Source organism: Salmonella enterica subsp. diarizonae, assembly GCF_008692785.1.
GTDB classification, from domain to species: Bacteria; Pseudomonadota; Gammaproteobacteria; order Enterobacterales; family Enterobacteriaceae; genus Salmonella; species Salmonella diarizonae.
This window is the reverse complement of record NZ_VXJV01000010.1, coordinates 79,452-97,673: the sequence shown is the minus strand read 5'-3', so window position 1 is coordinate 97,673 and position 18,222 is coordinate 79,452. Positions and strand designations below refer to the sequence as shown.

Genomic DNA, 18,222 nt, shown 5'->3' with positions numbered 1-18,222 from the left:
TAACCCAGTTCTCAACATTATGAATCATTGCGCTATCCATAAACTTGCGTTAAGTATTTCTCCGTGGCATACCGGATAAAAAGGAGAGAATAATGATAGCGATTGAAACACGACAATTAGACGGGCGCGCCGTACTGCATGCCTTCCCGGAAGGGAAACGCGACGCGCCGCTTCCCTGTGTGGTGTTCTATCATGGTTTCACCTCCTCCAGCCTGGTTTATAGTTATTTTGCCGTTGCCCTGGCGCAGGCCGGATTCCGGGTGGTCATGCCGGATGCGCCGGAACATGGCGCTCGCTTCGGCGGCGACTCACAGGGACGGATACAGCGATTCTGGCAAATTCTGCAACAAAACATGCAGGAATTTACGACGTTACGTGCGGCGATTCTGGCGGAAAACTGGCTGCTTGACGAGCGTCTGGCGATAGGCGGCGCATCCATGGGCGGTATGACGGCGCTGGGCATTATGACGCGTCACCGTGAGGTAAAATGCGGGGCCAGTTTAATGGGGTCGGGCTATTTTACCGAGCTCGCCCGGACGCTTTTCCCGCCGTTGTCCCCGCAGAACCCGGCACAACAGGCGGAATTTGACAATATCATTGCGCCGCTGCAGGAATGGGAAGTCACACACCAACTGGAACGACTGGCCGACAGGCCGCTTCTGTTGTGGCATGGTCAGGAGGATGACGTGGTGCCTGCTATTGAAACCTTCCGGCTCCAGCAGGCACTCGCCGGAGCGAAGCTGGATAAGCATGTGACCTGTTTGTGGGCCGCAGGCGTGCGGCATCGCATTACGCCAGAAGCGTTGTCGGCGACGGTAGCGTTTTTCCGACAGCATCTTTAAACGCGCAGTATGCTTACGCCCTGGGCTTCAAGCTGTTGCAAAACCTCCGGATTGGCATTTTTGCCGGTAATCAGCATATCGATTTGATCGGCGCGGCTGAATAACATCCCCGCGCGCTCCCCAATTTTACTGCTATCGACCAGAGCGACCAGTTTCCCGACGACGCTGAGCATTTTTTGTTCCGCCATGGCGGTCAGCATATCGGTTTTGTACAGGCCATCTGCGGTTAAGCCCTTTCCGCTGGTAAACATCCAGTGGCCAGCATAGAGACTGTTTTCACTTCCCTGCGGGCTCAGGGTAATCGACTGGCTTTTGTTGTACTGACCGCCCATGATAATCACGCTTTCATGCTCTTGATCGATCAAATAATTCGCCAGCGGCAGATAGTTAGTAATGATCTGTACCGGCTTCCCGCACATTTCGCGCCCCAGCAGGAAGGCGGTAGAGCCGCAGTTAATCACTACGCTTTCACCCGGATTCACCAGTTGTGACGCCGCTTTCGCGATGCGTACTTTTTCATCATGGTTTTGCGCCTGGTGCAGATTCATTGGCGTCCAGCGGGGCCGCTGTTGGGTGATAGCTTCCGCGCCGTTGCGTACTTTTTTAAGTTTACCGCTTTCGTCGAGCTTGTTAATGTCACGGCGCGCTGTCGCCGGGGAGATCCCCAGACGCTCGATCACGTTTTCGACGGTAACAAAGCCAAACTGTGCCAGCATATCCAGCAGTATTTGATGTCTTTGTGCTTCAGTCATGAGCTATTCCGATATAAATTGATTTGAAAAGATGATATTTGAAATAGCCTGGAAATACTAAAGTAAATGGGAAAAAATGCCGGGTAATCCCGGCATGATGTCGGCTCAGAGGAAGGATTTGAACGGTAGATCTGGCTCAATCGTAAAGCAATCGTCAAAACCACGTGGATAGTGGTATTCGAAATTGTCTTTATCCAGCGGCCAGGTAAACTTGCCGCCAACCTGCCAGATAAACGGTTTAAAACCATACTTCAGGCGATCTTTTTTCATTTCCCATAGCACGCGGATCTCCTGCGGATCGGCCTGGAAGTTCGACCAGATATCGTGGTGGAACGGGATCACCACTTTGGTATTCAGCGATTCCGCCATGCGTAGAATATCCGCACTGGTCATTTTATCCGTAATACCGCGTGGGTTTTCGCCATAGGAACCGAGCGCGACATCAATTTGATGCTCGTTGCCGTGTTTCGCGTAATAGTTGGAATAGTGAGAATCGCCGCTGTGATAGAGATTGCCGCCCGGCGTTTTAAACAGATAGTTAACCGCGCGTACATCCATGCCGTCCGGCAGTACGCCAGCGGCTTTCTGATCGGCGGGCAGCGTGATTAATGCGGTGCGGTCAAAAGCATCAAGCGCATGAATTTCAATATCTTTCACTTTCACTCTATCGCCCGGTTTTACCACGATGCAGCGTTCTTTCGGGACACCCCATCCGACCCATAAATCCACGCAGGTCTGTGGGCCGATAAACGGAACATCATCGGCGCAATTCTGCATTACGGCAGCCGCCACATTGACATCAATGTGATCGTTATGGTCATGGGTCGCCAGTACGGCGTCAATCTGACGGATAGCGAAAGGATCGAGAACAAACGGCGTGGTGCGCAGATTAGGCTGTAATTTTTTGACGCCAGCCATACGCTGCATCTGATGGCCGGTTTTCATCAGCGGATTACCGTGGCTTTGTTTACCAGTACCGCACCAGAAATCGACGCATACGTTAGTGCCGCCTTCAGATTTTAGCCAGATGCCGGTACAGCCCAGCCACCACATGGCGAACGTGCCCGGCGCGACCTGCTCTTGCTCAATCTCTTCATTCAGCCAGCTTCCCCACTCCGGAAACGTGCTCAGAATCCATGATTCACGCGTGATGCTTTGTACTTTACTCATCGCATTTACCTTCATGTTTGTTCAAAATTTCTCAAAGTGTGATTTGTTTTGATTAATCCTGACACTATTTTCTCAAGAAGGCAATGGGCTATTTTTTGGCTTTTTGGGAGAGGATAACGCTGATAGATGAAAAAATTAATCCGATATAGCGTCATGTAGATATATTCATGTTTATGATTTTACTTATTTTAATTAAAAAATAGGTTATCTGTAAGTAAACCATGTATTAAGTGTGCTAATTATTTGCGCGCTACGTCACATTTAATCAAATTCAATCTTGTTGTGATTACTTTTGAAAATTACAGTGAAGGGACACTATCCTGAGCGCCTGCGACTCAGCAACCTTGTCTACCGGAGATCGTTATGGAGATTCTCTACAACATCTTTACCGTTTTCTTTAATCAGGTAATGACCAATGCCCCGCTATTACTGGGTATTGTGACCTGCCTGGGCTATATCCTGCTGCGCAAAAGCGTCAGCGTCATCATCAAAGGAACGATCAAAACCATCATTGGCTTCATGCTGCTACAGGCCGGGTCCGGTATTCTGACCAGCACCTTTAAGCCTGTGGTGGCGAAGATGTCCGAGGTCTACGGTATCAACGGCGCGATTTCCGATACCTATGCTTCGATGATGGCAACGATCGACCGAATGGGCGATGCGTATAGTTGGGTAGGCTACGCGGTGTTACTCGCGCTTGCGCTGAACATTTGTTACGTCTTGTTGCGACGCATTACCGGTATTCGCACCATCATGTTGACCGGGCACATCATGTTTCAGCAGGCGGGGCTGATTGCGGTCTCTTTCTATATCTTCGGCTATTCCATGTGGACCACCATTATCTGCACGGCGATACTGGTTTCCCTGTACTGGGGCATCACCTCCAACATGATGTATAAGCCCACCCAGGAAGTGACCGATGGCTGCGGTTTTTCTATTGGTCACCAGCAGCAATTTGCTTCCTGGATTGCCTACAAAGTTGCGCCATACCTGGGCAAAAAAGAGGAGAGCGTTGAAGATCTCAAGCTGCCGGGCTGGCTGAATATCTTCCACGACAACATCGTCTCTACGGCGATTGTGATGACCATTTTCTTTGGCGCGATCCTGCTCTCTTTTGGTATCGACACCGTACAGGCGATGGCGGGTAAAACCCACTGGACGGTCTATATCCTGCAAACCGGCTTCTCGTTCGCTGTGGCGATTTTCATCATTACTCAGGGCGTGCGTATGTTCGTTGCCGAGCTCTCTGAGGCCTTTAATGGTATCTCCCAGCGTCTGATTCCGGGCGCGGTACTGGCGATTGACTGCGCCGCTATTTACAGCTTCGCGCCTAACGCCGTGGTCTGGGGCTTTATGTGGGGCACCATCGGACAACTGATAGCCGTTGGTATCCTGGTAGGTTGCGGCTCTTCCATTCTGATCATTCCCGGCTTCATTCCGATGTTCTTCTCTAACGCTACCATCGGCGTCTTTGCCAACCACTTTGGCGGCTGGCGCGCGGCGCTCAAGATTTGTCTGGTGATGGGCATGATTGAAATTTTTGGCTGCGTCTGGGCAGTAAAACTCACCGGTATGAGCGCCTGGATGGGGATGGCGGATTGGTCGATTCTGGCGCCGCCGATGATGCAGGGGTTCTTCTCCCTCGGCATCCTCTTTATGGCTGTCATCATTGTTATTGCACTGGTTTATATGATCTTCGCAGGACGCGCGCTGCGTGCTGAAGAAGATGCAGAAAAACAACTGGCAGATATTTCTGCTCAATAAGGAGTTTGGATTATGACCGTACGTATTCTGGCTGTATGTGGCAACGGACAAGGCAGTTCTATGATCATGAAAATGAAAGTAGATCAGTTTCTAACCCAATCCAATATCGACCACACGGTAAACAGCTGCGCGGTGGGAGAGTACAAAAGTGAGCTGAACGGTGCGGACATCATCATCGCTTCCACACATATTGCAGGTGAAATCAGCGTGACGGGCAACAAATATGTGGTTGGCGTGCGCAACATGCTATCGCCCGCAGACTTTGGTCCGAAACTACTGGAAGTGATCAACGCGCATTTTCCACAGGACGTGAAGAAGTAAGGACGCAACATGAAATTACGTGATTCGCTGGCGCAAAACCATTCCATTTGTTTACAGGCGGAAGCCGACACCTGGCAAGAAGCTGTCAAGATCGGCGTCGATTTGCTGGTGGCTGCCGACGTGGTGGAGCCGCGCTATTACCAGGCCATTCTCGATGGTGTTGAGCAGTTTGGCCCCTATTTTGTGATTGCCCCCGGCCTGGCGATGCCGCATGGCCGCCCGGAAGAAGGGGTCAAGAACACGGGTTTTGCTCTGGTGACGCTGAAAAAGCCGCTGGCGTTTAACCACGAAGATAACGACCCGGTCGATATTTTGATCACCATGGCGGCAGTAGACGCTAATACCCATCAGGAAGTGGGCATCATGCAGATCGTCAATCTGTTTGAAGATGAAGCCAATTTTGACCGTTTACGCGCCTGCCGCACCGAGCAGGATGTGCTGGATTTAATCGATAACGCCACTGCGGCGGCTGTTTAAGGGAGAAACAAAATGTCATTACCGATGTTGCAGGTCGCGCTGGACAACCAGACCATGGATAGCGCCTATGAAACTACCCGCCTGATTGCCGAAGAGGTCGACATTATCGAAGTGGGTACCATTCTATGCGTTGGCGAAGGCGTACGTGCCGTTCGCGACCTGAAAGCGCTCTATCCACACAAAATAGTGCTGGCGGACGCTAAAATTGCCGATGCCGGTAAAATTCTCTCCCGTATGTGTTTCGAAGCCAACGCGGACTGGGTGACAGTTATTTGCTGCGCCGATATCAATACCGCGAAAGGCGCGCTGGATGTGGCGAAAGAGTTCAACGGCGACGTGCAGATAGAACTGACCGGCTACTGGACCTGGGAACAGGCGCAGCAGTGGCGCGATGCGGGTATTGGGCAGGTAGTTTATCACCGTAGCCGCGATGCGCAGGCCGCGGGCGTAGCGTGGGGCGAGGCGGATATCACCGCCATCAAACGTCTGTCCGATATGGGCTTTAAAGTGACCGTGACCGGCGGCCTGGCGCTGGAAGACCTGCCGCTGTTCAAAGGCATTCCGATCCATGTCTTTATCGCAGGCCGTAGCATTCGCGATGCCGAATCGCCGGTAGAAGCCGCACGTCAGTTCAAACGCTCCATTGCCCAGTTGTGGGGCTAAGGAGGGGCTATGCTGTCGAAACAAATTCCGCTCGGCATCTATGAAAAAGCGCTCCCTGCCGGGGAGTGCTGGCTGGCGCGCCTGCGGTTGGCGAAAACGCTGGGTTTTGACTTCGTCGAAATGTCGGTGGATGAGACCGACGCCCGGCTGGCGCGGCTCGACTGGAGTCGCGAGCAGCGTCTGGCGCTGGTAAATGCGGTTGCTGAAACCGGCGTGCGCGTACCGTCCATGTGCCTGAGCGCGCATCGTCGTTTTCCGCTCGGTAGCGAAGATGACGCGGTGCGGGCGCAGGGGCTGGAGATTATGCGTAAAGCAATTCAGTTTGCGCAGGACGTCGGGATTCGCGTCATTCAACTGGCGGGGTACGACGTTTACTATCAGCAGGCCAATGACGAAACGCGCCGTCGCTTCCGCGATGGATTAAAAGAGAGCGTTGATATGGCCAGCCGCGCCCAGGTCACGCTGGCGATGGAGATCATGGATTACCCGCTGATGAATTCCATCAGTAAAGCATTGGGTTACGCTCATTATCTGAATAACCCCTGGTTCCAGCTTTATCCGGATATCGGCAATTTGTCGGCATGGGATAACGATGTACAGATGGAACTGCAGGCCGGAATAGGCCATATCGTCGCGGTACACGTCAAAGATACTAAACCCGGCGTGTTCAAGAATGTGCCGTTTGGCGAAGGCGTTGTCGATTTCGAACGCTGTTTTGCAACGCTCAGGCAGAGTGGGTATTGCGGGCCATACCTGATTGAGATGTGGAGCGAAACGGCAGACGATCCGGCGCTTGAAGTCGCGAAAGCGCGCGACTGGGTGAAAGCGCGCATGGCCAGCGCCGGCCTGGTGGAGGCAGCTTAATGCAAAAACTCAAGCAGCAGGTATTTGACGCTAACATGGATTTGCCCCGTTACGGACTGGTGACGTTTACCTGGGGCAACGTCAGCGCTATTGATCGCGAACGCGGGCTGGTGGCGATTAAGCCAAGCGGTGTCGCCTATGAAACCATGAAAGTAGATGACATTGTGGTGGTGAATATGGATGGCAAAGTGGTGGAGGGGCGTTATCGTCCTTCTTCCGATACCGCTACCCATCTGGCGTTGTATCAACGTTATCCATCGCTTGGCGGCGTCGTTCATACCCATTCAACCCATGCCACGGCATGGGCGCAGGCAGGGAAGGCGATTCCAGCGCTGGGCACGACCCATGCTGACTACTTCTTTGGCGATATTCCTTGTACCCGGGCGTTAAGCGAAGAGGAAGTGCAGGGCGAATATGAGCTAAACACCGGCAAGGTGATTATCGAAACGCTGGGTGACGTGGAACCGCTGCACTCGCCAGGTATTGTGGTGTATCAACACGGACCGTTCGCCTGGGGGAAAGATGCGCATGATGCGGTACATAACGCAGTAGTCATGGAGGAAGTTGCGCGAATGGCGTGGATTGCCCGCGGTATTAACCCTGGCCTCAACCCCATTGACGATTATCTGATGAATAAGCACTTCATGCGTAAGCATGGCCCGGATGCGTATTACGGGCAAAAGTGAAATGTGTGCTCCGTAATGTGAATATTATCGGGATGTCACAGGTCTAATTCCGGAGCCATCTTTCAGAGAAAAAAGCCCCCTGTTCAGGGGGCAAATCAAACTATGGCTTTTTTGTTGGTTTTCCTGATGCTAGCGATAAATATCCGCGCTGGCGTGAATATTGCCGTTACTGCCCGGTTCCCGGATAAGTATGATGTAATAATACGCCGCGCCCTGAGCCTCCGCTTCTTCATTCAGCGCCAAATTGGCTTCACTTTCCGTGGCGACGTTATGGTTGATATAAATGACGCCCAGGCTGCGTACATCATCCATATTCCTGGCCTGGTGATGGTTTATTTTGATGGCTGCCGTTGCCGTTGCCGTTGCCGTTACGCTAAGCAAAAGCGCCGCCAGAACTAGCATTATCCGGGCTCGCATGGTGTACCTCCTCAGCAGCGCGGTCTGGTTGGCGATATCTCCCCGTCAGTTAATCGCTTCTGGTTTAATTTTAACCATAACCCGCCGCAGAGATGGCGACCTTTTCTGATGCTGTTGTTCAAAAAATTATCGCATGGTCGTTTTTCGCCTGATTACCAGCCCGGTGACCTCCGCCGTCACGCTAAAAATACCTGTGCGCAAAGCAAGATCTCTTACCGAATCGTCAATTTTCCTGTCGGAGCAGCCTGTTTATAGTGAGGCGCAGCATAAAGATAACTTTATGATAATAAGGCAGAAAATGATGGATACTTCTTTCATGAATTTCAGCTACTTTGCGATCATGTTTATGGTGGCGTTGCTGGCTGGTTTTATTAATGTGGTGTCTGGCGGCGGCGGGTTTCTTTCTATTGGCGCGTTACTCCTTTCAGGTCTTCCGCCCGCCAATGCGCTGGCGACCAACAAAATACAGTCGCTGGGCAGCTCGCTAACCTCCGGAATTTATTTCTTGCGGCGGGGACACATCAAGGTACAGCAGCATAAATATGTCTTTCTGGCCGCGTTTATGGGGTCGGCGCTGGGCACGACGCTGATTCAGTTTATCGAGCCGGCGCTGTTAAAAAAGTTATTGCCGGTCCTGATTATTACCGTTGCGGTCTATTTTATTTTCGCTCCTAACCTTACCGAGCCCAAAAAGAAGCCGCCGGTCTCGCTATTCCTTTTTTCACTTATTTGCGGCGCAGGCGTGGGGTTCTATGACGGTTTTCTCGGCGCGGGAGCCGGTTCTTTTTATACGCTGTGCTACATCCTGCTGTGGGGATATAGCATTGATAAAGCGCAAATTCATTCAAACTTCATTAATCTTGCGTCGAATATCGCTTCCATTGTGTTCTTCATCTTCGGCGGCAAAATGATCTGGTCGCTGGGGCTGGTGATGTTCGTCGGGCAGTCGCTTGGCGCGAGGTTAGGCGCTACGGTAGTGCTGGCGCGCGGTAAGAAAGTCATCAGGCCGATGATTGTGATTGTCTCTATCTGTATCAGCGTCAAAATGCTGCTGGATATGTATTGAGGGTCGCACGATAAATAATCGTACAATCACCTTGAGTTTACCCGCTGGCGCCAGTATTATAACGCGTCATTTTTCAGCCGACCTTTAACACGTTCCTTGCCTCCATGGGCCGCGGCTGACCCAGACAGGAGGCTGAATAATCCGTAAGGAGCAATTCGATGCGTCATTACGAAATCGTTTTTATGGTCCATCCTGACCAGAGCGAACAGGTTCCGGGCATGATCGAGCGTTACTCTGCCGCCATCACTGGCGCAGAAGGCAAGATCCACCGTCTGGAAGACTGGGGTCGCCGTCAACTGGCTTACCCGATCAACAAACTGCACAAAGCGCACTACGTTCTGATGAACGTTGAAGCGCCGCAGGAAGTGATCGATGAGCTGGAAACTACCTTCCGCTTCAACGATGCCGTTATCCGCAGCATGGTTATGCGTACTAAGCACGCTGTTACCGAAGCATCTCCGATGGTTAAAGCGAAAGACGAGCGCCGTGAGCGTCGCGATGATTTCGCAAACGAAACCGCAGATGATGCTGAAGCTGGGGATTCTGAAGAGTAATTTCTGATGACCAACCGTCTGGCGTTGTCCGGCACCGTGTGCAGGATGCCCCTTCGAAAGGTCAGTCCATCAGGAATTCCGCACTGCCAGTTCGTGCTTGAGCATCGTTCTGTGCAAGAGGAAGCCGGCTTTCACCGGCAGGCGTGGTGCCAAATGCCCGTTATTGTTAGCGGACACGAAAACCAGGCCATTACTCACAGTATAACGGTCGGCAGCCGCATAACCGTTCAGGGGTTTATCTCTTGCCACAAGGCAAAGAACGGTCTGAGCAAAATGGTTCTGCATGCCGAGCAGATTGAATTGATAGATTCTGGAGACTAGCCATATGGCACGTTATTTCCGTCGTCGCAAGTTCTGCCGTTTCACCGCGGAAGGCGTTCAAGAGATCGACTATAAAGATATCGCTACGCTGAAAAACTACATCACCGAAAGCGGTAAGATTGTCCCAAGCCGTATCACCGGTACCCGTGCAAAATACCAGCGTCAGCTGGCTCGCGCTATCAAACGCGCTCGCTACCTGTCTCTGCTGCCGTACACTGATCGCCATCAGTAATCGGTCACGGTCCATTAATACGACTTTGAGAGGATAAGGTAATGCAAGTTATTCTGCTTGATAAAGTAGCAAACCTGGGTAGCCTGGGTGATCAGGTTAACGTTAAAGCGGGCTATGCTCGTAACTTCCTGGTACCACAGGGTAAAGCTGTTCCGGCTACCAAGAAAAACGTTGAATACTTCGAAGCACGTCGCGCTGAACTGGAAGCTAAACTGGCTGACGTTCTGGCTGCTGCAAATGCACGCGCAGAGAAAATCAACGCCCTGGAAACCGTTACTATCGCGTCTAAAGCAGGCGACGAAGGTAAACTGTTCGGTTCCATCGGTACTCGCGACATCGCTGACGCTGTGACTGCAGCTGGCGTTGACGTGGCTAAGAGCGAAGTTCGTCTGCCGAACGGCGTTCTGCGTACCACTGGCGAACACGAAGTGAACTTCCAGGTTCACAGCGAAGTATTCGCAAAAGTTATCATCAACGTGGTTGCTGAGTAATCAGTCATTCTCGTTTTTGCTAGCAACGAAACGTCGGCCCAGCGCCGGCGTTTTGCTTTTTTTACCCTATCGTTTTTCGACTGGCTATCTCCCCCTCTTTTCGCGATAATCAAAAAATAAAACATTATTTTAATTTCTTGGTGACAGAATGGATACCCAACGCCAGGCCTCTCCGTTTGCCCGCAAAAACGTCGTTTATTTGTGTGCCGCATTTTGTTGCCTGCTGTGGGGCAGCGCCTATCCGGCCATCAAAAGCGGTTATGACCTCTTTCAGATAGCCACCGACGATATCCCTTCTAAAATTGTTTTTGCTGGTTATCGTTTTTTGTTTGCGGGTGGGTTGCTGCTACTGTTCGCGCTGCTTCAGCGTAAACCGATTGGTCGGTTTCGCCCGCGCCAGTTTGGTCAGTTGACGTTACTGGGGCTGACCCAGACGTCGCTGCAATATCTCTTTTTCTATATCGGCCTCGCGTTCACCACTGGCGTGAAAGGCTCAATCATGAACGCCACGGGCACATTCTTCAGCGTATTGCTGGCGCACTTTATTTATCAGAACGACCGACTGAGCTACAACAAAACGCTCGGCTGTATTCTGGGCTTTGCGGGCGTCATGGCGGTGAACGTCAGTAGCGGCCTGGATTTCAGCTTTAATCTGCCGGGAGAGGGCTCCGTAGTACTGGCGGCGTTTATTCTTTCTGCGGCCACGTTGTATGGTAAACGTCTCTCGCAGACGGTCGATCCGATGGTCATGACTGGCTATCAATTGGGGATTGGCGGTCTGGTACTGGTCATTGGCGGTTACGTTTTTGGCGGTACGCTGACGATACATGGCTTCTCGTCGGTGGCGATTTTGGGCTACCTGACGCTGCTCTCGTCGGTCGCTTTTGCGCTATGGAGCATTTTACTCAAATATAATCGCGTGGGGATGATTGCGCCGTTTAACTTTCTGATCCCGGTTTCCGGCGCGGTACTCTCGGCTGTTTTTCTCGGCGAGAATATTCTGGAGTGGAAATACATGGTTGCGCTGGTGCTGGTATGTTCAGGGATCTGGTGGGTAAATCAGGTGAAGCGGTAATGCTTCACCTGAACGAATGCGGTGTAGGTGGGGTAAGGCGCAGCCGGCGTTACTGTGCGCGAATAAAACTGCCGTCAGGCTGACGCGTAAACAGCACCTGCTGACCATTATCGCCATCTATCGTTAAACCTGTCACCACGCCGCTGGTATTCTGGCGAATTTTAATCATTTGACCATTTTTGAGATTACTCAGCGGCTTGCCAGCGCCTTCTACCTGCGCCATTGCATAAACGTCTGTCGGGGGCAATCCGTGATCGCGGAACAGTTGCGCCAGAGTTTTACCCGGTTCCACCCGGTACGAGCGCCACTGTTGACCGATGCCGCTATCCTGCTGGAAAGGCTGAGTTTGCGCTTGGCCTGGTTCTTCCGGTTGGCCTTCCTGGATAGGTTCAGGCGCAACGGGCGCCACCTGATCCGGATCGTTTTGCGGTGCGACCAGTTGCGCCTGAATCTGCGCTTCGTCAGGCGCCCGGGAGGGCGATTGCAGATCCAATTGCGCTTCCCGCGTGACCACAGGCGCGTCGCTGGTCTCGCTGGCGGGCAGCAGGAAACCAATCACCAGCACGATAGCGGCAATGATAATGCCACGACGATGCATCGGCGGCAGTGGCTCCATGAGGCGAAAATTATCCGGCGCGTGCCAGATTTTCGCCAGGGTTGGTTTTAGTTCAAAGCGCCCGGGCATGGTTTACCTCCTGCTCCGCATCTCGTTCCTTAATCATAGAGTATAGATGGCTAACGCTATGATACTGGTAGTGCTATCCGCTTTCGTGACGTCAATACGGATAATCTATTGTTTCTTTTTCCCTGCGATTTGTCATCCTCCCTGAGACAAAGTTTTACCAGAAGAAGCGTGGCTGTTATGCTGCCCGCTACTTTTTTTGATATCCGATGAAGGAAAAATAATGGCCACCCCGAATTTTGACACTATCGAAGCGCAAGCGAGCTACGGCATTGGTTTGCAGGTAGGGCAGCAGCTCAGCGAATCCGGTCTTGAAGGACTGTTGCCTGAAGCGCTGGTTGCAGGCATTGCTGATGCGCTGGAAGGTAAACAGCCGGCGGTTCCTGTTGATGTGGTGCATCGTGCGCTGCGTGAAATTCATGAACGTGCGGACGCGGTGCGTCGTGAGCGTTTTAAAGCGATGGCGGCCGAGGGCGTGAAATATCTGGAAGAAAACCGCGAAAAAGACGGTGTGAACAGTACTGAATCCGGTTTGCAGTTCCGCGTTCTGACGCAAGGCGAAGGTGCGATTCCAGCGCGTACCGACCGCGTACGAGTGCATTATACTGGTAAGCTTATTGATGGCACCGTATTTGACAGCTCCGTCGCACGCGGCGAACCGGCTGAATTTCCGGTAAATGGCGTGATCGCCGGCTGGATTGAAGCGCTGACTCTGATGCCAGTAGGTTCCAAATGGGAGCTGACTATACCACAGGAGCTAGCCTATGGTGAGCGTGGGGCCGGGGCATCTATTCCGCCATTCAGTACCCTGGTGTTTGAGGTAGAGTTGCTGGAAATCCTGTAAGCGCCGTGGATTTGCCGGATAAGGCGAAGCCGCCATCCGGCAATCCTTGAATTCAGTAGATGTCGATATTTTATTTTGCAAATGGAATCGCTACGTGTATTTTTGTGAGATAATTCGCATTATCAAAGTGATATAACACTCACTTTAAACATAAAATTAACATTATATTTAAATCTTAGTATTCATCCCGCCGATTCTTACCTAATATCGATGAGTCCTGATAACAGGATCGTCGTATCATAGACCAAAGGCCGTAGAGCCCGCACAACACAGACAGGTACAGGAAGAAAAAACATGGTAGATCAGGTAAAAGTCGCAGCCGACGAACAGGCTCCGGCTGAACAGTCGCTACGGCGCAATCTTACAAACCGTCATATACAGCTTATCGCCATCGGCGGCGCTATTGGTACCGGTCTGTTTATGGGATCGGGTAAAACGATCAGTCTCGCCGGACCGTCGATCATTTTTGTGTATATGATCATCGGTTTTATGCTTTTCTTCGTGATGCGCGCCATGGGGGAGTTGCTGCTCTCGAATCTGGAATACAAATCATTTAGTGATTTTGCTTCCGACCTGCTTGGTCCCTGGGCGGGATATTTCACCGGCTGGACGTACTGGTTTTGCTGGGTAGTGACCGGTATGGCTGACGTAGTGGCGATTACCGCCTACGCGCAGTTCTGGTTCCCTGGCCTTTCCGATTGGGTGGCCTCGCTGGTGATAGTGATCCTGCTGCTAAGCCTCAACCTCGCCACCGTTAAAATGTTTGGTGAAATGGAATTTTGGTTTGCTATGGTCAAAATCGTCGCCATCGTGGCGTTGATTGTGGTCGGGCTGGTCATGATTGCGATGCACTTTAAATCGCCAACCGGCGTTGAAGCGTCTTTCGCGCATCTGTGGAATGACGGCGGCTGGTTCCCGAAAGGTATTAGCGGGTTCTTTGCCGGTTTCCAGATTGCGGTGTTCGCCTTCGTAGGGATTGAACTGGTCGGCACCACCGCCGCAGAAACCAAAGATCCGGAAAAATCGCTGCCGCGCGCGATTAACTCGATACCGATCCGTATCATTATGTTCTACGTCTTTGCGCTGATTGTTATTATGTCGGTGACGCCGTGGAGTTCCGTGGTGCCGGATAAGAGCCCGTTTGTTGAGCTGTTTGTGCTGGTGGGCCTGCCTGCTGCCGCGAGCGTGATCAACTTTGTCGTGTTGACCTCGGCGGCGTCTTCCGCCAACAGCGGCGTCTTCTCGACCAGTCGTATGCTGTTTGGTCTGGCGCAAGAAGGCGTGGCGCCAAAAGCATTCGCTAAACTGTCAAAACGCGCAGTACCGGCGAAAGGACTAACCTTCTCGTGTATCTGCCTGCTGGGCGGCGTGGTTATGCTGATGGTCAACCCGAGCGTGATTGGCGCATTCACCATGATCACTACGGTTTCGGCCATTCTGTTTATGTTTGTCTGGACCATCATTCTGTGTTCATACCTGGTGTACCGCAAACAGCGTCCTCACCTGCATGAAAAATCCATCTATAAGATGCCGCTCGGTAAGCTGATGTGCTGGGTCTGCATGGCGTTCTTTGCGTTCGTGCTGGTATTGCTGACGCTGGAAGACGATACGCGTCAGGCGCTGATCGTGACGCCGCTGTGGTTTATTGCGTTGGGTCTGGGCTGGCTGTTGATAGGTAAGAAACGGATGGCGGGAATGCGTTAATTGTTTTGCCCGGTGGCGCTGGCGCTTACCGGGCTTACAGCGTAGCGTTGATTTGTAGGCCGGATAAGGCGTAGTTCACTGCCGCCATCCGGTAAAATGCCCGGTGGCGCTGGCGATTATTCCCCGGCCAGCGCGCGTGGGAACAGCACGTTATTCTCCAGACTGATGTGCTCCATCAAATCATCAATCATCTCATTAATACCGTTATACATCGCTTTCCAGGTGGTGCAGGCTTCCGGCGGCGGCGTCACATTTTGGGTGACATGTTTGATGACGTCCACCAGCTCTCCCGCCTCGTCATGCTCGCTTTCCATTACGCTTATCGGGCCCGTTGCCTGGCGACCCATACCCTGTTGTATCATCGGGAACAGGATCTGTTCTTCTTTCATCATATGGCTGGAAAGCTCTTCATGCAGCGCGGTGAGATATTTTGTCAGACCGCGTGGGACGTTTGGCTTATCCGCGTGAACGCGTTCCACTTTGGTTGCCTGCAGGATAAGCTCCGGCAGTTGTTCGCGATGTCGGTCATGATAACGCACAACGATATGGTCAATAATGTCCGCCAGCGGAACGGCGCGCCAGTCTTTTTCGATGGGCTGTTCAGCCAACTGCGCGAGTTGCGCTTCAATGATGTTAATATCGACGTCGTGACGCGCGGCGGCGCGCGCCAGCGTCTGTTTTCCGCCGCAGCAGTAATCCATATCGTACTGGCGAAACAGCGCCGATGCGCGGGGAATAGAAAGCGCCAGTTCGCCTAAAGGTTGATCGCGATAAGCCATAGCCGTTACCTCATTTGCAATAACATAAGTTGTATTTTAAATGCATCTTTAAGGCGTGGCTATAACTCTTTCGGGGTGCGTATAATTTAATCCAGCATGAGACTAGCGTTCCGTGACCGGAACGACGGTCGCTTTTTCTGGTTTCGCTCTCACGGCGATGACCACGCCAGCCACCAGGAGCGCAATGCCGCTTAACGTCAGGAATGGCGGAATTTCCTGGCGTAGAATGAAGGTATAGAGCAGTCCCGCCAGCGTCTCAAAAACAATCAGCGGCCCTAAAATAACGGTTGGCAATTTTTGGCTGGCGATATTCCAGCACAGCGCGCCCACCCAGGAACATAGCACCGCGATGGCGATCATCAGACCGATAAACAGCGCGGGATGTGGGCCAAAGGGCAGGGCAAACGTCGGTTTCTGGATACTCAGCCACAGACAAACCGCCGCATAGCCGATTAACGAGACTGGCAGCGTGACCAGCGCCTGCGCCGTTGCCCACATCATGGGATGTTTGTCGGGATTTTCCCGTAGCCAGCGAGCGTTGCGCAGCGCATACCATGCCCAGCACGCTACAGAAATCAGCGCCAGCACAATACCTGAACCATAGCGCCAGCCGCTAACATCGGATAATCCTTGACTAAGTTCAGCAATATTGACGCACAGCAGGCCAAAACCGATAAGCGCCAGCGCGGGCGCTAAGCGCAGCCAGGATAATCTGCCGTCCCGTTGGCTATAGAGAACGTTAGCGAAAACCGGAATGACGACCGGTAGCGTCCCGATGATCATCGTCGAAACTGGCGCGCCGGTTCGCTGAATGGCGCTGGCGAGGCAGGTGTAATAGATCAGGTTGCCCATCAGAGTCAGTGACAGGGCGGTGGACCAGTCTTTGCGCGTCAACTGGCGTAACCGCGTGCGGCCTAACCAGGCAACCGGCAGGGCAATCAGCCCCAGCGCCAGATAGCGTCCCATTGACTGTAAGAGGGCCGGGTAATCCGGCACGATTAACGGGCCGACGAAAATCAATCCCCACATTAGCCCTGCCAGCAGGGCGTACAGTACGCCGCTAATCATCAGATTCTCCTCATAAACCGTTCCGTCATTATCAGAGAAGGTCTATGAGGATGCTACATAAATTAACTAAATTTTAACACTTACAATACGGAGCGAAGGCTTTCTGTGAGCATCGTCGTCGGGCGACCAATGAGTTTACGCAACGTATGGCTGTCATCAAACAGGCCGCCTTTCGCTGCGCCAACGTCAGAATTAGCCAACATATCCGCCAGTCCGTCAGGCAGGCCTGCGCCTTTCAGCGCGGCGGCAAAATCGACTTCGCTCAGGTTCTGGTAGACGATTTTTTTTTCCGCTCTGATGAGTAAGTTCATCCACCAACTGGCTTAATGTCCAGGCGTCATCACCTGCCAGCTCGTAAACATTCCCGGCGTGACCCTCTTCACTGATGACGCGCGCGGCGGCGGCGGCATAGTCAGCGCGCATTGCGGAGGCGATTTTCCCTTCTCCCGCCGCGCCAATAAAGACGCCATGCTTCAGCGCGGCAGGGACGCTCGCCAGATAGTTTTCCGTATACCAGCCGTTACGTAATAGCGTGTGAGGAATACCTGACTCAGCCAGCATCTTTTCAGTTTCAATATGTTCATCAGCGAGCGCCAGTGGCGATTTATCCGCATGTAGCAGGCTGGTATAGGCGATGAATTTCACCTTCGCGGTAATGGCGGCCTGAATGACGTTGCGATGCTGCGCGGTGCGTTGTCCTACTTCGCTGGATGAAATGAGCAGCAGTTTATCAACGCCCTGTAAGGCGGTGGTCAGTGCAGCTTCGTTAGCGTAATCCGCCAGGCGAACGGCGATCCCGCGCTGACTGAGCGGGGCGGCTTTTTTCGGGTTACGGACAATCGCGACGAGGTGACTGGCGGGCGTCGTTTTTAGCAGGTTTTCAATAACGTGTTGGCCCAGTTGGCCCGTTGCGCCGGTGATAGCAATCATGGTGAACTCCTCAGTATTGGTCTTGTGTTTTATTACGCTACCACCTAAACTTACTTTTAGTAAGTACGTACAAAAAGGTAAGTATTAATGCATGCTCATTCTCTTTCCCGGCAGTTGCGTGAAGGCAATCTCTTTGCTGAACAGTGCCCGTCCCGCGAGGTGTTAAAACATGTCACCAGTCGCTGGGGCGTGCTGATCCTGGTGGCGTTACGCGACGGTACACACCGTTTTAGCGACCTGCGCCGCAAGATGGGAGGCGTGAGTGAAAAGATGCTGGCGCAGTCGTTACAGGCGCTTGAACAGGACGGATTTCTCAACCGGGTGTCATATCCCGTTGTTCCGCCGCATGTGGAGTACAGCCTGACGCCGCTTGGCGAGCAGGTGAGCGATAAAGTCGCCGCGCTGGCAGACTGGATAGAACTGAATTTGTCGCAGGTATTGGCGCAGCGGGAGCGTATATCAGATGGCGGCTAGCGCTTTATTCGGCCTGCCAGTCAGGCCGAATAAACGCGGCGCCATA

Annotated in this window: 22 protein-coding genes and 2 pseudogenes; 17 read left to right on the top strand and 7 right to left on the bottom strand. The window is 52.5% G+C overall.

Translation table 11 applies throughout. The features are described 5' to 3' along the window. The first annotated feature begins 92 nt into the window (after nucleotides 1-92). Nucleotides 93-842 (top strand): esterase, encoded by a 750-nt coding sequence (gene yjfP / locus F4V72_RS20015; RefSeq protein WP_150342499.1) that lies wholly within the window; start codon nucleotides 93-95, stop codon nucleotides 840-842. Here the strand turns inward: yjfP and ulaR are convergent. Both ulaR and ulaG read right to left on the bottom strand, forming a co-directional pair. Next, the gene (gene ulaR / locus F4V72_RS20010; protein ID WP_053529621.1) at nucleotides 839-1,594 is read right to left on the bottom strand and encodes an HTH-type transcriptional regulator UlaR; all 756 of its coding nucleotides are present in this window, start codon (nucleotides 1,592-1,594) and stop codon (nucleotides 839-841) included. The two genes, yjfP and ulaR, sit on opposite strands and share 4 nt — an antisense overlap. Before the next feature lie 105 nt (nucleotides 1,595-1,699). Further along, on the bottom strand, nucleotides 1,700-2,764 hold the full coding sequence (gene ulaG, locus F4V72_RS20005; RefSeq protein ID WP_053507683.1) for an L-ascorbate 6-phosphate lactonase: 1,065 nt from the start codon (nucleotides 2,762-2,764) through the stop codon (nucleotides 1,700-1,702). A 363-nt stretch (nucleotides 2,765-3,127) separates the two neighbouring features. Between ulaG and ulaA the strand changes: the two genes are divergently transcribed. The 6 genes from ulaA to F4V72_RS19975 are packed head-to-tail and all read left to right on the top strand — an operon-like array spanning nucleotide 3,128 to nucleotide 7,539. After that, nucleotides 3,128-4,528, top strand: a complete 1,401-nt coding sequence (gene ulaA / locus F4V72_RS20000) for a PTS ascorbate transporter subunit IIC (RefSeq protein WP_150342498.1) — start codon at nucleotides 3,128-3,130, stop codon at nucleotides 4,526-4,528. A 12-nt stretch (nucleotides 4,529-4,540) separates the two neighbouring features. Then, the gene (gene ulaB, locus F4V72_RS19995) at nucleotides 4,541-4,849 is read left to right on the top strand and encodes a PTS ascorbate transporter subunit IIB (protein ID WP_023248665.1); all 309 of its coding nucleotides are present in this window, start codon (nucleotides 4,541-4,543) and stop codon (nucleotides 4,847-4,849) included. Between the two features lie 9 nt (nucleotides 4,850-4,858). Then, nucleotides 4,859-5,326, top strand: coding sequence for a PTS ascorbate transporter subunit IIA (gene ulaC, locus F4V72_RS19990; RefSeq protein WP_053529619.1), 468 nt, complete (start codon nucleotides 4,859-4,861; stop codon nucleotides 5,324-5,326). Nucleotides 5,327-5,338: 12 nt separating this feature from the next. After that, nucleotides 5,339-5,989: a 3-keto-L-gulonate-6-phosphate decarboxylase UlaD gene (gene ulaD / locus F4V72_RS19985; protein ID WP_000056750.1), complete on the top strand. Its 651-nt coding sequence runs from the start codon at nucleotides 5,339-5,341 to the stop codon at nucleotides 5,987-5,989. Nucleotides 5,990-5,998: 9 nt separating this feature from the next. Continuing rightward, nucleotides 5,999-6,853 carry an L-ribulose-5-phosphate 3-epimerase UlaE gene (gene ulaE, locus F4V72_RS19980; protein ID WP_053507680.1) on the top strand — a complete coding sequence of 285 codons (855 nt, stop codon included), beginning with the start codon at nucleotides 5,999-6,001 and terminating at the stop codon, nucleotides 6,851-6,853. Further along, the gene (locus tag F4V72_RS19975) at nucleotides 6,853-7,539 is read left to right on the top strand and encodes an L-ribulose-5-phosphate 4-epimerase (protein WP_053529617.1); all 687 of its coding nucleotides are present in this window, start codon (nucleotides 6,853-6,855) and stop codon (nucleotides 7,537-7,539) included. Before ulaE ends, F4V72_RS19975 begins: the two co-directional genes overlap by 1 nt. A gap of 129 nt (nucleotides 7,540-7,668) precedes the next feature. On the opposite strand, the gene yjfY is transcribed toward F4V72_RS19975, so the two are convergent. Next, a complete protein-coding gene (gene yjfY / locus F4V72_RS19970) occupies nucleotides 7,669-7,956 on the bottom strand; it encodes a DUF1471 family protein YjfY (RefSeq protein WP_136058543.1) in 288 nt (95 codons plus the stop codon). A 301-nt stretch (nucleotides 7,957-8,257) separates the two neighbouring features. On the opposite strand from yjfY, the gene F4V72_RS19965 reads away from it, so the two are divergent. The 7 genes and pseudogenes from F4V72_RS19965 to F4V72_RS19940 all read left to right on the top strand — a co-directional run bounded on the left by F4V72_RS19965 (nucleotide 8,258) and on the right by F4V72_RS19940 (nucleotide 11,695). Beyond that, complete coding sequence (locus F4V72_RS19965) at nucleotides 8,258-9,022, top strand: TSUP family transporter (protein WP_136058623.1); 765 nt, start codon at nucleotides 8,258-8,260, stop codon at nucleotides 9,020-9,022. After that, a pseudogene (locus tag F4V72_RS24535) lies at nucleotides 8,982-9,110 on the top strand (hypothetical protein); the annotation flags it as partial. The gene F4V72_RS19965 and the pseudogene F4V72_RS24535, both read left to right, overlap by 41 nt. A gap of 70 nt (nucleotides 9,111-9,180) precedes the next feature. After that, nucleotides 9,181-9,576, top strand: a complete 396-nt coding sequence (rpsF, locus tag F4V72_RS19960) for a 30S ribosomal protein S6 (protein WP_001216673.1) — start codon at nucleotides 9,181-9,183, stop codon at nucleotides 9,574-9,576. Between the two features lie 6 nt (nucleotides 9,577-9,582). Further along, nucleotides 9,583-9,897: a primosomal replication protein N gene (priB, locus tag F4V72_RS19955; protein ID WP_012134407.1), complete on the top strand. Its 315-nt coding sequence runs from the start codon at nucleotides 9,583-9,585 to the stop codon at nucleotides 9,895-9,897. A gap of 4 nt (nucleotides 9,898-9,901) precedes the next feature. Then, entirely contained in the window at nucleotides 9,902-10,129 is a 228-nt protein-coding gene (rpsR, locus tag F4V72_RS19950) for a 30S ribosomal protein S18 (protein WP_000135199.1), read from the top strand. Between the two features lie 41 nt (nucleotides 10,130-10,170). Then, on the top strand, nucleotides 10,171-10,620 hold the full coding sequence (rplI, locus tag F4V72_RS19945) for a 50S ribosomal protein L9 (RefSeq protein ID WP_001196065.1): 450 nt from the start codon (nucleotides 10,171-10,173) through the stop codon (nucleotides 10,618-10,620). Nucleotides 10,621-10,768: 148 nt separating this feature from the next. Then, nucleotides 10,769-11,695: a DMT family transporter gene (locus F4V72_RS19940; protein ID WP_023248660.1), complete on the top strand. Its 927-nt coding sequence runs from the start codon at nucleotides 10,769-10,771 to the stop codon at nucleotides 11,693-11,695. A gap of 49 nt (nucleotides 11,696-11,744) precedes the next feature. Here F4V72_RS19940 and F4V72_RS19935 read toward each other — a convergent pair whose 3' ends face one another. After that, nucleotides 11,745-12,380, bottom strand: a complete 636-nt coding sequence (locus F4V72_RS19935) for a LysM-like peptidoglycan-binding domain-containing protein (protein ID WP_136058542.1) — start codon at nucleotides 12,378-12,380, stop codon at nucleotides 11,745-11,747. 220 nt (nucleotides 12,381-12,600) lie between these two features. On the opposite strand from F4V72_RS19935, the gene fklB reads away from it, so the two are divergent. Further along, complete coding sequence (gene fklB, locus F4V72_RS19930; RefSeq protein WP_023248658.1) at nucleotides 12,601-13,221, top strand: FKBP-type peptidyl-prolyl cis-trans isomerase; 621 nt, start codon at nucleotides 12,601-12,603, stop codon at nucleotides 13,219-13,221. Between the two features lie 294 nt (nucleotides 13,222-13,515). Beyond that, nucleotides 13,516-14,925, top strand: coding sequence for a D-serine/D-alanine/glycine transporter (cycA, locus tag F4V72_RS19925; protein ID WP_023248657.1), 1,410 nt, complete (start codon nucleotides 13,516-13,518; stop codon nucleotides 14,923-14,925). Nucleotides 14,926-15,041: 116 nt separating this feature from the next. On the opposite strand, the gene ytfE is transcribed toward cycA, so the two are convergent. From ytfE to F4V72_RS19910, 3 genes and pseudogenes are all read right to left on the bottom strand, one after another. Next, nucleotides 15,042-15,704, bottom strand: a complete 663-nt coding sequence (gene ytfE, locus F4V72_RS19920; RefSeq protein WP_079836830.1) for an iron-sulfur cluster repair protein YtfE — start codon at nucleotides 15,702-15,704, stop codon at nucleotides 15,042-15,044. A gap of 102 nt (nucleotides 15,705-15,806) precedes the next feature. Beyond that, on the bottom strand, nucleotides 15,807-16,772 hold the full coding sequence (locus F4V72_RS19915; RefSeq protein WP_023248655.1) for a DMT family transporter: 966 nt from the start codon (nucleotides 16,770-16,772) through the stop codon (nucleotides 15,807-15,809). A gap of 80 nt (nucleotides 16,773-16,852) precedes the next feature. Further along, a pseudogene (locus tag F4V72_RS19910) lies at nucleotides 16,853-17,702 on the bottom strand (SDR family oxidoreductase). A gap of 87 nt (nucleotides 17,703-17,789) precedes the next feature. On the opposite strand from F4V72_RS19910, the gene F4V72_RS19905 reads away from it, so the two are divergent. After that, on the top strand, nucleotides 17,790-18,176 hold the full coding sequence (locus F4V72_RS19905; protein ID WP_053529614.1) for a winged helix-turn-helix transcriptional regulator: 387 nt from the start codon (nucleotides 17,790-17,792) through the stop codon (nucleotides 18,174-18,176). Nucleotides 18,177-18,222 lie beyond the last annotated feature (46 nt).